This window comes from Flavobacterium flavigenum (genome assembly GCF_027111255.2).
GTDB lineage: Bacteria > Bacteroidota > Bacteroidia > Flavobacteriales > Flavobacteriaceae > Flavobacterium > Flavobacterium flavigenum.
In genome coordinates this window covers 2,183,305-2,196,646 of record NZ_CP114285.2, presented here as the reverse complement: position 1 = coordinate 2,196,646, position 13,342 = coordinate 2,183,305, and the positions used below count along the sequence as shown (strand labels likewise).

Annotated in this window: 12 protein-coding genes; 5 read left to right on the top strand and 7 right to left on the bottom strand. The window is 33.0% G+C overall.

The window, feature by feature from the left end; all coding sequences use genetic code 11:
• Positions 1–44 precede the first annotated feature (44 nt).
• The gene (locus tag OZP09_RS08830) at positions 45–1,439 is read left to right on the top strand and encodes a sugar transferase (protein ID WP_269237460.1); all 1,395 of its coding nucleotides are present in this window, start codon (positions 45–47) and stop codon (positions 1,437–1,439) included.
• Positions 1,440–1,441: 2 nt separating this feature from the next.
• Here the strand turns inward: OZP09_RS08830 and OZP09_RS08825 are convergent, their stop codons facing one another.
• Together OZP09_RS08825 and OZP09_RS08820 are read right to left on the bottom strand one after the other, a co-directional pair.
• Positions 1,442–2,572, bottom strand: a complete 1,131-nt coding sequence (locus OZP09_RS08825) for a lipoprotein N-acyltransferase Lnb domain-containing protein (protein WP_281310620.1) — start codon at positions 2,570–2,572, stop codon at positions 1,442–1,444.
• 25 nt (positions 2,573–2,597) lie between these two features.
• Positions 2,598–3,665, bottom strand: coding sequence for a putative type IX sorting system protein PorV2 (locus tag OZP09_RS08820; RefSeq protein ID WP_489886124.1), 1,068 nt, complete (start codon positions 3,663–3,665; stop codon positions 2,598–2,600).
• 189 nt (positions 3,666–3,854) lie between these two features.
• Here OZP09_RS08820 and OZP09_RS08815 point away from each other — a divergent pair, with 189 nt between their 5' ends.
• Positions 3,855–4,571 (top strand): CDP-alcohol phosphatidyltransferase family protein, encoded by a 717-nt coding sequence (locus OZP09_RS08815; protein ID WP_269237458.1) that lies wholly within the window; start codon positions 3,855–3,857, stop codon positions 4,569–4,571.
• A gap of 9 nt (positions 4,572–4,580) precedes the next feature.
• Positions 4,581–5,432, top strand: a complete 852-nt coding sequence (locus OZP09_RS08810; protein WP_269237457.1) for a GH25 family lysozyme — start codon at positions 4,581–4,583, stop codon at positions 5,430–5,432.
• Between the two features lie 89 nt (positions 5,433–5,521).
• Here OZP09_RS08810 and lptB read toward each other — a convergent pair whose 3' ends face one another.
• The 4 genes from lptB to OZP09_RS08790 form a co-directional block, all read right to left on the bottom strand.
• Positions 5,522–6,262 carry an LPS export ABC transporter ATP-binding protein gene (lptB, locus tag OZP09_RS08805; RefSeq protein ID WP_031455966.1) on the bottom strand — a complete coding sequence of 247 codons (741 nt, stop codon included), beginning with the start codon at positions 6,260–6,262 and terminating at the stop codon, positions 5,522–5,524.
• A gap of 139 nt (positions 6,263–6,401) precedes the next feature.
• Entirely contained in the window at positions 6,402–6,752 is a 351-nt protein-coding gene (locus tag OZP09_RS08800) for a carboxymuconolactone decarboxylase family protein (RefSeq protein WP_110347804.1), read from the bottom strand.
• Positions 6,745–7,560: a twin-arginine translocase subunit TatC gene (gene tatC / locus OZP09_RS08795; RefSeq protein WP_269237456.1), complete on the bottom strand. Its 816-nt coding sequence runs from the start codon at positions 7,558–7,560 to the stop codon at positions 6,745–6,747. The genes OZP09_RS08800 and tatC overlap by 8 nt, the downstream gene beginning before the upstream one ends.
• Positions 7,560–8,525: a KpsF/GutQ family sugar-phosphate isomerase gene (locus OZP09_RS08790; protein WP_269237455.1), complete on the bottom strand. Its 966-nt coding sequence runs from the start codon at positions 8,523–8,525 to the stop codon at positions 7,560–7,562. The genes tatC and OZP09_RS08790 overlap by 1 nt, the downstream gene beginning before the upstream one ends.
• 87 nt (positions 8,526–8,612) lie before the next feature.
• On the opposite strand from OZP09_RS08790, the gene recQ reads away from it, so the two are divergent.
• Complete coding sequence (recQ, locus tag OZP09_RS08785; RefSeq protein WP_223679975.1) at positions 8,613–10,805, top strand: DNA helicase RecQ; 2,193 nt, start codon at positions 8,613–8,615, stop codon at positions 10,803–10,805.
• 96 nt (positions 10,806–10,901) lie between these two features.
• Here the strand turns inward: recQ and OZP09_RS08780 are convergent, their stop codons facing one another.
• Positions 10,902–11,141, bottom strand: a complete 240-nt coding sequence (locus OZP09_RS08780) for a hypothetical protein (protein ID WP_269237454.1) — start codon at positions 11,139–11,141, stop codon at positions 10,902–10,904.
• Between the two features lie 110 nt (positions 11,142–11,251).
• On the opposite strand from OZP09_RS08780, the gene OZP09_RS08775 reads away from it, so the two are divergent.
• Entirely contained in the window at positions 11,252–12,811 is a 1,560-nt protein-coding gene (locus tag OZP09_RS08775) for an NAD(P)/FAD-dependent oxidoreductase (RefSeq protein ID WP_281310619.1), read from the top strand.
• The last annotated feature ends 531 nt before the right edge of the window (positions 12,812–13,342 follow it).

The following is a 13,342-nucleotide window of genomic DNA, read 5'->3' as shown; positions in this document are numbered from 1 at the left end:
ATTATACATTTGCCTCAAATTAAGAAGCTTGTAAATCAACGACTATGCAAACAAACAAAAGAATGCATTTTGAAATTTCAGAAAGAAAGATACTTCTTAGGGTTTTTGATATTGCTTTTGTTTTACTCGCTATGTATTTAATGGATAAGCTTTTTTATTATCCATATTTCAATTTGGATTATTCAAATTATCAAAGACCAATACTATTTATTGTATATCTGAGTATTTTCGGAGCAATCTTTGAGATCTATAATCTTCAAATAGCCAGCAACCAGTTTCAGATTCTTAGAGGCGTTATCTTAACCGTAACAACAGTTACTTTAGTATATCTGTTTACACCTGTTTTGTCACCTGAACTTCCAAAGCAGCGTTTGGTGATTCTGATTTTTTATTTTACGATTCTGGGTTCTTTATTGCTTTGGCGCTTTTTTTACGTTTTCTTTTTAGCGACTCATCGCTTTTCACAAAACGTAATTTTAGTTTGTAATAAACATCAGGTTGATGAACTCGTTTTAGGATTAGAAAATGTAGACCCACATTATAAGATTATTGGTTTTGTGAATTCAGATATTTTGGCTGATCATAATTTCTCACTAAACTATATAAAAGAAATTGAAAAGGACAATCTGTTGGCTTTTGTGGATAAAAATAATATCTCAGAAATTATTATAGCTTCACAAAAAACGGAGGGTATCACAGCAGATCTGTATCAATATTTGCTTCAGTTATTGGAATCAGGAAATATTATTAGAGAATACACTCAGGTTTATGAAAGCAAAACACAGCGTATTCCGGTTCAATATATTGCCAGGGATTTTTATCGATTTTTCCCCTTTAGCCGTAGCAATAATAATAAGCTTTATTTATTATTAGTAAGTTTAATTGAATTTGTTTTTTCTTTAACAGGCTTATTTCTTTGTGCCTTTTTTATCCCATTGATTTTTATTGCAAATATTTTTTGGAATAAAGGATCTTTGTTTTATACACAAGAACGCGTAGGTAAAAACGGAAGAGTATTCCAAATTTATAAATTCAGGACAATGGTTGAAGATTCAGAAAGCAAGGGAGCTGTATTTGCGAAATCAAACGATAAAAGAATTACGCCATTCGGTAGATTTATGCGTAAAACAAGAATTGATGAATTTCCGCAATTTATAAATGTTTTAAAAGGCGATATGGCTATCATTGGGCCAAGACCTGAAAGGCCTTTTTTTGTTAAAGAAATTGCTGAAATAATGCCATTTTATGAAACCCGCCACGTAATTAAACCCGGACTTACTGGTTGGGCCCAAGTAAATTATTCATACGGGGAGTCCATAGAAGAAAGTCTCATTAAACTACAATATGATTTATATTATATTAAGCATCGAAGTGTCTTTCTGGATTTGAGTATTACTTTTAAAACAATAACAACAGTTTTATTTTACAGAGGGCAATAAACTTAGATTATTATTGGTATTCTTTTTTTATTTCTAATAGCTACTCTTACCAAAACAACACCAGTTGTAATTATTATTGGTAAAACGATGAAAAAATGCGCTTTGTTAATTATAAAAAGTGCATAAATAAGTAATAAGACCAAATGAAATACAGCAAATTTATAAGTCCATCTTTTGTTATTAATCGCTGAAAAAGCTATCAGCATCAATAACAACGGACTAAATAAAAGGACATTATAGTTCATTGCCAATTCATGGTGGAAAGAATAAAATCCCATCGAAACAAAAAAGATTCCCATTAAGGATAGAATAAACAAATAGATTTTGTCAATAAATCTTTTATTTATTAGGATGATAAAACCAAGAATCATAATATAACTGTAAATGTTATTCCACCATGAAACTGGTGTATCTTTTTTAAAACTTAAAAGTGTTTTGCTTTTACTCACAAAAGCATGGTTTTGAAAAGTTGTTTTTTCTAAACTGTTTTTTAATTCAAATGGGAGGAAAATTTTAGTGCCTAACTGATCTACTTTAGTTCCAAAAATGATACTCGTTCCTAACTTCTCGTAAAAATGACCATAAAAGTAAGGAAACAATATGCTTCTATACGTTTTTTCAGTATCTCCTTTTTTGGTAATTACCTTTCTATTTAATGTTTTATTAATGATATCTACTACCATGGAAGTGCAGTTTTTATCAATAAATTTATAAGTATAATAGCGATCTTCCGAAAGCAGGGTAGTGTTTAAATTATCAAAAAGTTTTTGTTTTGCGTCTTGTGGAATAAGGAGTTCTTGTTCATAAATGCTTCTTTTTTCGGCATTATATTCATTTATAAAATCGACGAAAGAATGCGCAATTACAAAATATTGTAAATCACCTTTCGCAAATTTAGCAACAAAATTAGGAGTCCTAAAATCAAAAGCACCATAATTATATACAACATCAATATTGTTTGCAGGATCAGCAACACGTATAGCAGTATGTCCAAAAAAAGAATACGATTCGTTGCCAAGACCACAAGTTAATACACTTACATGTGCTTTTTGTGATAAGGGTAAACTTTGTCCAAAACTAAAATTGAACATCAGTAATAACAACATTATTTTTTGAAACGTAAAACCTCTCATGGCTGGATTTTTTTAATAATAAATCTTATCTAAAGATTCCTAAATCTACTTTAAGTGAAAAAATATTAGAATATAAAGCAGTACTTTGATTTCCTAAATCGGTCAGTGCATAATCAACCTGAATTCCTTTATACTTAAAACCAAGACCAATATTAGGCTGAAAATTTAATTTTTCTGAATTATCTAATTGGGTCACATTTTGAAAATTTCCTGCCCCTGCTCTTAAAAAAACAAGTTCTGTGTAACCAAATTCAAATCCAACTGCGGGATCAATACTTACAATATTAGATGAAATAATATCGTTGGTTTGTTCAAAACGCATATTTAAATTTGTGGCAACCAAAAGACTTGTGTCATTATGAAATTCAAACTTTTTTGAAACGCCTAATTGTGCTTTCGGTAATGTAATTTCAGTGCTTTCCGGCAGTTCCTGATTTTCACCCGGAATGGCATTTGAGATTTTTTTATATTCTTCTTCGTCAATATTCCAAACATTGTAAGTAGTCGTTATATCGCGCAACATCAATCCGAATTTCCAGTCGTTTCTTTCAAACTGAAGACCAAAGTCAAAACCAAATCCCCAGGAGTTGGCAAATTTCCCAATGACACGTCTGATGATTTTAGCATTTACACCATATTGAAAACCTTCAATAGGTAATTTTCTAGCATATGAAAACGTAAAACCATAATCAGCGGTAGAAAACAAACTTATGCGGTTGTAATCAATATTTCCCTGATTATCGATTAGTTGCGTAGTATCCATAATGTCATCTACTCCAAAGCGAATCATCGAGATTCCCCAGGCGCTTCTCTCATCAATGGGGCTTGCATATCCGATATAATCGTATTGTGCGATATTGGCAAAATAACTGGCGTGCATTAATGAAATCTGATGGTCTTCAAGATGCGTAAGCCCCGCCGGATTCCAATAGACAGAATTGACATCATTAGTCGAAGCAACAACAGCACTTGACATTGCCAGGGCAGCAGCATCAACACCAATATTCATAAACTCATTCGAATATTTTCGAACCGTCTGTGCATAATGTGATGTGCAATTCCAAAATAATAAAAATACTAAGATTTTTTTCAAGGCATTTATTTTTTCAAACCTGAGCTTGTTTAAATTTTTACCAAAAATATAATTTTTTACCGAGCTTATTTCTTCCTTTCGATAAATAATATAAAAGTCGGGCATCAGAAGAAAAAACTCTATTAAAAACGCGTATAAGAATGACTTATTATGCTAAATTTGCTTTGTAAATCTTCAAAAATATAAAAGATGAATATTAAAAAGCATGTTCCTAATTTAATTACTCTCATTAACCTTTTCTGTGGCTGTATTGCAATAGTTTTTGTTTCTAAACAAAATTATGAAATGGCTTTTTATATGGTTTGTTTGGGAATCTTTTTTGATTTTTTTGATGGTTTTTTTGCAAGGTTGTTTAAAGTTTCAAGTCCGCTTGGGTTGCAGTTGGACTCATTGGCAGATATGGTAACAAGCGGAGTAGTGCCGGGATATGTTATGTACAGTTTGTTTGTAAAAAGTGCTAATCCTAATGATGTAACCGCTTCAGTTTTTATTCCGTTTTTAGGATTTATTGTAACCTTGGGATCGTGTTACCGACTGGCTAATTTTAATATAGACACGCGTCAGGCGGATTCATTTATTGGTTTGCCAACACCTGCAAATGCGCTTTTTATTTTGAGTCTGCCTTTAGTAATTGAATATTCAGATTCTTTCATGTTATTCGAAATCTTAACGAATCATTGGGTTTTGGTAGCTATTGTGCTGTGTAGTGCTTATATTTTGAATGCTGAAATCCCACTATTTGCTTTAAAGATTAAAAAGTTTACTTTCAAAGATAATATGCTTCAAATTGTTTTTTTAGCAATTTCTATCTTTTTGCTTCTGTTGCTTCAATTCAGTGCAATTCCTGTGATTATTATTTTTTATGTATTGTTATCTGTAATAAATAATAAATTTTTGAAAAAGTAGTTTATTAGAATGGCCAGAAAAACCACTTATCGTAAAACGGCTTCCAGAAAAACCGGCAGATCCTTTTTTAGCAAGATATTACGTTTTATTTCTTTCTCCGTTTTCGCCATACTTTTTGTTGCAGTAATCTATCATTATCGAAGAGGACTAGCCTATTATTTAGGTTTTAAAAGCAATAAAATGTCTGAAAAAGAGATTGAAGATAAGCGTTTATCAGATATTCGTAATTTTCAGGTTCTGGTAAAACATGAAGGTAAATCAATTGGTTTGGATGTATCGGAATATCAGGGCAAAATAAGCTGGTCATATGTTGATACCTTAGAACAAAAGTATCCGCTTGATTTTGTTTTTATAAGGGCAACTGTTGGTAAAGACAGAAAAGATTTTCAGTTTAAACGAAATTGGATTGGAGCTAAAAAGAATAAAATGATCAGAGGGGCTTATCATTATTACAGACCAAATGAAAATTCTATTGAACAGGCCAATCTTTTTATTGAGACAGTGAAGCTGGAAAAAGGAGATTTGCCTCCGGTTCTGGATATCGAAAAATTACCGAAGAGTCAATCTTTGGATAGTTTGAAAAAAGGATTAAAACGCTGGCTTTTAAAAGTAGAAAATCATTATAAAGTGCGTCCAATAATTTATACAGGAGAACGATACTATTCAGATTTTTTGAAAGATGAATTTGATGGATATCTATTTTGGATTGCCAATTATAATTTTTACAGAGAAAAAATTGAAGATGACTGGCTGTTTTGGCAGTTCACAGAAAAAGCGAGCGTACCTGGGATTGATCGTACTGTGGATATAAATATTTATAACGGAGATTTACAGCAATTGCAGTTTATTACAGTTGATTAATTTTTTTAAAAAAGTGAGTTTTAAAAAGAAAAATGGTAAGAATTAAATAACTATTTTAGTTCCTACCATTTGATATAGCTTAAGAATTTTTAGAATTCTAATTTCTTTTTTCTTAATTCGAAGTTTTGTCCAAGATAAACACGGCGTACCATTTCGTCTTCAACTAATTCTTCAGGAATTCCTGCTTTCAGGATTCCTCCTTCGAACATTAAGTACGTTTTGTCAGTAATTGCCAAAGTTTCCTGAACGTTATGATCTGTAATCAGAATTCCGATATTTTTGTTTTTTAACTGCGCTACGATTCGCTGAATGTCTTCTACAGCAACCGGATCAACTCCGGCAAAAGGTTCATCTAGTAAAATAAACTTTGGATCTGTGGCAAGTGCACGCGCAATTTCGGTACGACGACGCTCTCCTCCGGAAAGTAAATCGCCCCGGTTAGTGCGAATATGTTCTAAACTGAATTCTTCAATTAAACTTTCCATCTTGGCAATCTGAGCTTCTTTTGAAAGTTTTGTTAATTGTAAAACACTCAATATGTTGTCTTCAATACTTAATTTTCTAAAAACAGATGCTTCTTGCGCCAGATAGCCAATTCCTTGCTGTGCACGTTTGTACATCGGATAATCAGTAATGTTCAAATCATCCAGGTAAATATTTCCCTGATTTGGTTTTACCAATCCTACAATCATGTAAAAAGAAGTTGTTTTTCCGGCACCATTTGGTCCCAAAAGCCCAACGATTTCTCCTTGGTTTACTTCAACAGAAATTCCTTTTACAACACTGCGACCTTTATAAGTTTTGATTAAATTATCGGCTCTTAATTTCATTGTTTAATTAGATAATTAGGTAATTTGAAAAATGAGATAATTTCAATCTCAGATCGGCAAAATAAATAAAAATTAATTAATCAAATAAATGAATTAACATATCGTGTTAAATTATCTAACTGACTAATTATCAAATTATCTAATTTTCTGACTCTTCAAGTGCTTCCCAGAATTCGTAAGCTCTTCTCAAATGCGGAATTACAATTGTTCCTCCAACCAAAGTTGCGATTCCCATTGCTTCCATCATTTCTTCTTTCGTAACACCTTCTTTATGGCTGGTTTCTAAATGATATTTTACACAATCATCACAGCGTAAAACTGCTGAAGCTACTAAGCCCAAAAGCTCTTTTGTTTTTACATCCAGAGCGCCTGGTGCATAAGCATTAGTGTCAAGGTTAAAAATTCGCTTTACGATCTTGTTGTTGTCAGCAAGTAATTTTTCGTTCATTTTAGAACGATAGTCATTAAACTCTTGTATAATATCAGACATTTTCTTTCTCTTTATTTTTATAAACAATCTTTGAAATTAGGATGCTCACTTCATAGATAATCAACATTGGTATTGCTACAATTGTCTGACTTACCACATCAGGAGGTGTTACAATTGCTGCTATAACCAGGATCAGAACTACGGCATATTTCCAATATTTTCTTAAAAAAACCGGAGTTACTAAGCCTAATTTTGTTAAGAAATAAATGATAATAGGCAACTCAAAAAACAAACCACCTGCCAGAACACTTGTTTTTACCATTCCCATATAAGAATCAAGGGTAAATTGATTTTTTACTACATCACTCACTGAGAAAGTGGCAACGAAATTCACGGACATCGGAATCACAACAAAATATCCGAAAATTACTCCTAAAAAAAACAGGAGAGAAGAAGTAAAAATAAACACTTTAGCATTTTTTCTTTCTTTCTCATATAAAGCAGGGCTGATGAATTTCCAAAGCTCCCATAAAATATAGGGGAAACCTAAAATGAAGCCTACCAAAATACACATCCATACAAAAATATTGACTTGTCCTTCCATTTCAGTGTTTTGAATAATGAAATTGAGTTCAGTAATACAAATGCTGTCTGCAAAACCTAATTGGTGTGATAAATCACAAAACCATACATAAGTAAAAAAGGTAGGTTTTGTTGGTCCCAGGATTATTTCATCAAATAAATAATCACTAAAAAAATATGTAACAAAAGCCATTACAAGAATAGCAATTGTGCTTCTGACTAAAAGCCATCTTAATTCTTCGAGATGGTCTAAAAATGACATTTCGCCAAGGTTTTTCTTTGCCATTATATAATTCCTTCTTTTAAAATGTCATGTAAATGTAAAACTCCTTTGTATTCTCCATTATCAGCAACAATGAGCTGGGTTATAGAGAAATCTTCTAAAATATTTAGTGCATCCACTGCCATGGTTTCAGATGAAACTAATTTTGGGTTTTTGCTCATGATATCTTTTGCGGTTAAATCTGCAATACTGTCGCGGTCATTCAGCATTCTTCGAATATCACCATCAGTAATGATTCCAACTATTTTTTCATTTTCAACTACTGCTGTTACACCCAGTCTTTTTTCAGAAATTTCAAAAATTACTTTTTTAACGGATGTTTCAGGATGAACTGTAGGTTTTAATGAATATTCGATCATGTCTTTTACACGAAGTAATAATTTTTTCCCTAAAGCCCCGCCTGGATGATAAACAGCAAAATCTTCTGGTTTAAAGTCACGCATTTCCATCAGGCAGACTGCAAGGGCATCGCCCATTACAAGCTGTGCTGTTGTACTGTTTGTAGGAGCCAGATTGATAGGGCACGCTTCCATTTCAACAGTGGTATTTAAAACATAATCAGAACCTTTAGCCAAAAAAGAAGTTATATTGCCTGTCATTCCGATCAAAGTATTTCCAAAACGTTTTAATAAAGGAACTAAAGCTTTTATTTCCGGACTGTTTCCGCTTTTTGAAATACAAATAATGATGTCGTTATTTTGAACCATTCCTAAGTCGCCATGAATAGCTTCAGATGCGTGGAGAAACATTGAAGGTGTTCCCGTTGAATTAAAAGTAGCAACCATTTTTTGCGCAATGATGGCACTTTTTCCGATTCCGGTAACAATTAATCTGCCCTTTGTTTCGTATATGCGTTGAACAGCTTCGTAAAAATTTTCGTCAAGAAAATCAATTAGCTTAGTAATTGCTTCACTTTCAGAGAGAATTGTTTTTTTTGCGATAGCTAAAATGTTTTCTTTTGTAATCAAATCAGGAAAGTTAAAATTTGTGAGTGTGAAAGAAATTCGTATCTTTATGTGTTGCAAATTTATACAAAATATCCATTAATATAAAGAATGAGTTCAAACGAAATTGAAATACATAAAGAATTAAAGAAGTATTTCGGCTTTAGCCAATTTAAAGGCTTGCAGGAGCAGGTCATTAGAAGTATTTTAGATGAGAAGAATACTTTTGTAATTATGCCTACGGGTGGTGGAAAGTCTCTTTGTTATCAATTGCCCGCTCTGATTAAGGATGGGACTGCAATTGTTGTTTCTCCTTTAATTGCTTTAATGAAGAATCAGGTGGATGCCATCAGGAGTCTTTCTTCTGAAAATGGAATCGCTCATGTACTAAATTCATCTTTAACAAAAACAGAAATTGCCCAGGTTAAAACGGATATAACGTCTGGTTTAACTAAACTTTTATATGTTGCACCGGAATCGCTGACAAAAGAAGAATACGTAGCTTTTTTGCAGAGTGTACCGATTTCATTTGTAGCAATTGATGAAGCGCATTGTATTTCAGAGTGGGGGCATGATTTCAGGCCAGAATACAGGAATCTTAGAAATATTATTAAACAATTGGGTAAAGTACCAATTATTGGACTTACAGCTACTGCCACACCAAAAGTTCAGGAAGATATTCTGAAAAATCTGGATATGGTTGATGCCAATACTTTTAAAGCATCATTTAACAGACCAAATCTATATTACGAAGTTCGTACTAAAACTAAAAATATTGAATCGGATATTATTCGTTTTATCAAACAGCATAAAGGAAAATCCGGAATTATTTATTGTCTGAGCCGCAAAAAAGTAGAAACTATTGCTGAAGTTTTGCAGGTTAATGGAATTAGTGCTGTTCCGTATCACGCGGGTCTGGATGCGAAAACCCGTGCCAAGCATCAGGATATGTTTTTGATGGAGGATGTTGAAGTAGTTGTAGCTACAATTGCCTTCGGAATGGGAATTGACAAGCCGGACGTTCGTTTTGTAATTCACCATGACATTCCAAAATCACTTGAAAGTTATTATCAGGAAACTGGTCGTGCAGGACGCGACGGAGGTGAAGGGCATTGCCTGGCTTATTATTCTTTTAAAGATGTAGAAAAGCTGGAAAAATTTATGTCCGGCAAGCCTGTGGCAGAACAGGAAATAGGTTTTGCTTTATTGCAGGAAGTGGTGGCTTACGCTGAGACATCAATGTCAAGAAGAAAATTCCTTTTGCATTATTTTGGTGAAGAATTTCCTGATGATGGAGATGGTGCGGATATGGATGATAACGTACGAAATCCTAAAAACAAAATTGAAGCAAAAGATCAGGTTGTTAAATTGTTGGAGATTGTTCGCGATACCAAACATATTTATAAATCAAAAGAAATTGTATTTACTTTAATAGGTCGTATTAATGCAGTTATTAAGGCTCATAAAACAGACACACAATCCTTTTTTGGTTCCGGTTCAGATCATGATGAAAAATACTGGATGGCATTGTTGCGTCAGGTTTTAGTATCTGGATATTTGTCAAAAGATATTGAAACATATGGGGTTGTTAAAATAACGCAGCAAGGTTTGGATTTTATCAAAAATCCCGTTTCATTTATGATGTCTGAAGATCATGAATATAGCGAAGCCGATGATGAATCAATCGTAGCATCATCTAAATCATCAGGGACTTCTGATGAGGTTTTGACCGCAATGTTAAAAGAACTTCGAAAAAAGGTAGCAAAAAAACTCGGTGTGCCTCCTTTTGTGGTTTTTCAGGATCCTTCTCTGGAAGATATGGCTTTGAAATATCCCATTACATTACAGGAATTGTATAATATTCATGGGGTGGGCGAAGGAAAAGCAAAAAAATATGGTGGTGAATTTGTTGCTTTAATAAGCAGATATGTTGAAGATAATGATATTATCCGTCCGGATGATTTGGTTGTAAAATCTACAGGAGTTAATTCTGCTAATAAATTATACATTATTCAGAATATCGACAGAAAGCTGCCATTAAGTGATATTGCTTCCGCAAAAGGATTAACAATGGATGCTCTGATTAAAGAAATGGAACAAATTGTTTATTCCGGAACTAAATTAAATATCAAATATTGGGTTGATGATATGCTTGATGATGATCAGCAGGAAGAAATCCACGATTATTTCATGGAATCAGAATCTGATAAAATTGAAGATGCCTTAAAAGAATTTGATGGTGATTACGATATTGACGAATTGCGATTAATGAGGATTAAGTTTATTAGTGAAGTAGCGAATTAAAAATAAATAATTCGAAATTTTCAAAAACCAAATTCCAGTCTGTTGAAAGTATGGGATTTGGTTTTTTTGTTTTTAGTATCCTGCTTTTTTGGGATTTTATTCCGTATAAACCTCTCCCCGATGCGGTTTTAAAGCATCTCTTACCTGAATCATGTTTTCGTCAGTTACCACCATAAAAGCAATCGAATGCATATCGCTTATGATTTTAAATCCCGTAATATTCAATGGGAGTTTTTCAATTGTAATATATTCTTTCAAATGGATTTCGTGATGTTCTGCTGTTTTAGCAGAAGACGGACCACGAAAATCCCAAATTAGTTTTATTTTTCTTGACATTATTACAGGTGCAAAGTTTCAATGAGGCAAAGGTACGAAGTCTCAGTTCAAAATGTTATTTTTGCATGTTCTTTTCATAAATAGAAAAGCTAATCCAATAAATAAACACAATGCCAAGAGAACTTTTACTTCAGGTAACTCCCGAAATAGCAGTAAATGAATTATTACTGAAAGACTATTTGTCTAAACAAATAAAAATTTCTTCTCAGGAAATTCAGCATGTTTCGATTCTGAAACGTTCAATTGATGCGCGACAGAAAGCAATAAAAATCAATTTAAAAATAGTTGTTTATTTAAAAGGAGAATCTTTTCAGGAATCTAAAATTGAGCTTCCTATATATAAGGATGTTTCAAAAGCACAGGAAGTGATTGTTGTTGGTGCTGGACCGGCAGGTCTTTTTGCGGCTTTGCAATTAGTTGAATTGGGCTTGAAGCCAATTGTACTCGAACGTGGAAAAGACGTGCGCGGACGCCGCCGCGACCTAAAAGCAATCAATCGGGAGCATATAGTAAACGAAGATTCTAATTACTGTTTTGGAGAAGGAGGGGCAGGAACCTATTCTGATGGAAAGTTATATACACGTTCTAAAAAACGTGGTGATGTAACCCGTATTTTAGAACTTTTAGTCGCTTTTGGAGCCTCTGAAGATATTTTGGTAGAAGCGCATCCTCATATCGGAACTAATAAATTACCTAAAATAATCGAAGATATCCGCAATAAAATAATCGAATTTGGTGGTCAGGTTTTGTTTGACACCAGGGTAACAGATATTTTAGTAAAAGACAATGAAGTAGAAGGAGTCGTTACTCAAAATGGAGACAGGATTATTGCAAATAAATTAATCTTAGCAACGGGGCATTCGGCTCGTGATGTTTTTGAACTATTAGATAAAAAGAAGATTTTTATAGAAGCTAAACCTTTTGCTTTAGGAGTGCGTGCTGAACATTCTCAGCAATTAATAGATAGCATTCAATACAGCTGTGATTATCGTGGAGAGCATTTGCCTCCGGCTCCGTATTCTATAGTGAAACAGGTAAACGGTCGTGGTATGTATTCATTTTGTATGTGCCCGGGTGGTGTAATCGCACCATGCGCAACGAGTCCCGGTGAAGTAGTCACAAACGGCTGGTCGCCCTCTAAACGTGATCAGTCAACTGCGAATTCCGGAATTGTAGTCGAATTAAAATTAGAAGATTTTAAGCCTTTTGCTAAATTTGGTGCACTGGCCGGGATGGAATTTCAAAAAAGTATCGAACAAAAGGCATGGCATCTTGCCGGGGAAACTCAAAAAGTTCCTGCTCAAAGAATGATTGATTTTACACAAAGTAAGGTTTCAACAGATATTCCAAAAACATCTTATGTTCCTGGTACTACTTCGATAGAAATGGGGAAGGTTTTTCCTGGGTTTCTAGCCCAGATTATGCGTCAGGGTTTTTTGGAATTCGGAAAATCGATGCGGGGTTATTTAACAAACGAAGCTATTCTGCATGCTCCTGAAAGCAGAACTTCATCTCCGGTTAGAATTCCAAGAAATCAGGATACTTATGAACATTTACAGATTAAAGGATTGTATCCTTGTGGGGAAGGTGCAGGTTATGCAGGAGGAATTATTTCAGCTGCAATTGATGGAGAAAAATGCGCTTTGATGATTGCTGCATCTTTGAAATGATTTTCGGATTGATTTTTCTGTATTGATATTAGTTTTTTAATCAGATAGAAATCTACTCTTGTTTATTTCCCTATAAAATTCAATAATAGCTCTTTATATAATTAATCAATATTAGAGCTAATTATCGGAATAAATGGACGCTGGGTTTTCTTGTGTAAAACGTTTTTTAGAATGTAATAAATGTCAAGTTTTTCATCGTAAAATTAACATTTATTACATTTTTAATTTTCTTAATATCTTTTCTTCGGGATGAATACAGTTTTGTTATTCGTTTTTTTGTATCTAAATACTTGGTAATCTTTACTTTTATAAAAAAATACTTATATAATTTATCATAAATTATTGAATTTATTTTTATAGAATATTCAATAATTATAGATGATGGTTTTTTATTTCTTAATAATCGTTGTTTAATTTTGGTTAAATTTATACTAATTCAATTTTTTAGTATTTTTTTTTGAGAAATAGAAAATATAATGCAAAAAAATATGAGGAAATTGAAAAAAAAATCTATTTTTATGCAATCGATTA

Coding starts and splice junctions, on each gene's coding strand:
- OZP09_RS08830 (WP_269237460.1), top strand. CDS start 45: ATGCAAACAAACAAAAGAATGCATTTTGAAATTTCAGAAAGAAAGATA.
- OZP09_RS08825 (WP_281310620.1), bottom strand. CDS start 2,572: ATGAGAGGTTTTACGTTTCAAAAAATAATGTTGTTATTACTGATGTTC.
- OZP09_RS08815 (WP_269237458.1), top strand. CDS start 3,855: ATGAATATTAAAAAGCATGTTCCTAATTTAATTACTCTCATTAACCTT.
- OZP09_RS08810 (WP_269237457.1), top strand. CDS start 4,581: ATGGCCAGAAAAACCACTTATCGTAAAACGGCTTCCAGAAAAACCGGC.
- lptB (WP_031455966.1), bottom strand. CDS start 6,262: ATGAAATTAAGAGCCGATAATTTAATCAAAACTTATAAAGGTCGCAGT.
- OZP09_RS08800 (WP_110347804.1), bottom strand. CDS start 6,752: ATGTCTGATATTATACAAGAGTTTAATGACTATCGTTCTAAAATGAAC.
- tatC (WP_269237456.1), bottom strand. CDS start 7,560: ATGGCAAAGAAAAACCTTGGCGAAATGTCATTTTTAGACCATCTCGAA.
- recQ (WP_223679975.1), top strand. CDS start 8,613: ATGAGTTCAAACGAAATTGAAATACATAAAGAATTAAAGAAGTATTTC.
- OZP09_RS08780 (WP_269237454.1), bottom strand. CDS start 11,141: ATGTCAAGAAAAATAAAACTAATTTGGGATTTTCGTGGTCCGTCTTCT.
- OZP09_RS08775 (WP_281310619.1), top strand. CDS start 11,252: ATGCCAAGAGAACTTTTACTTCAGGTAACTCCCGAAATAGCAGTAAAT.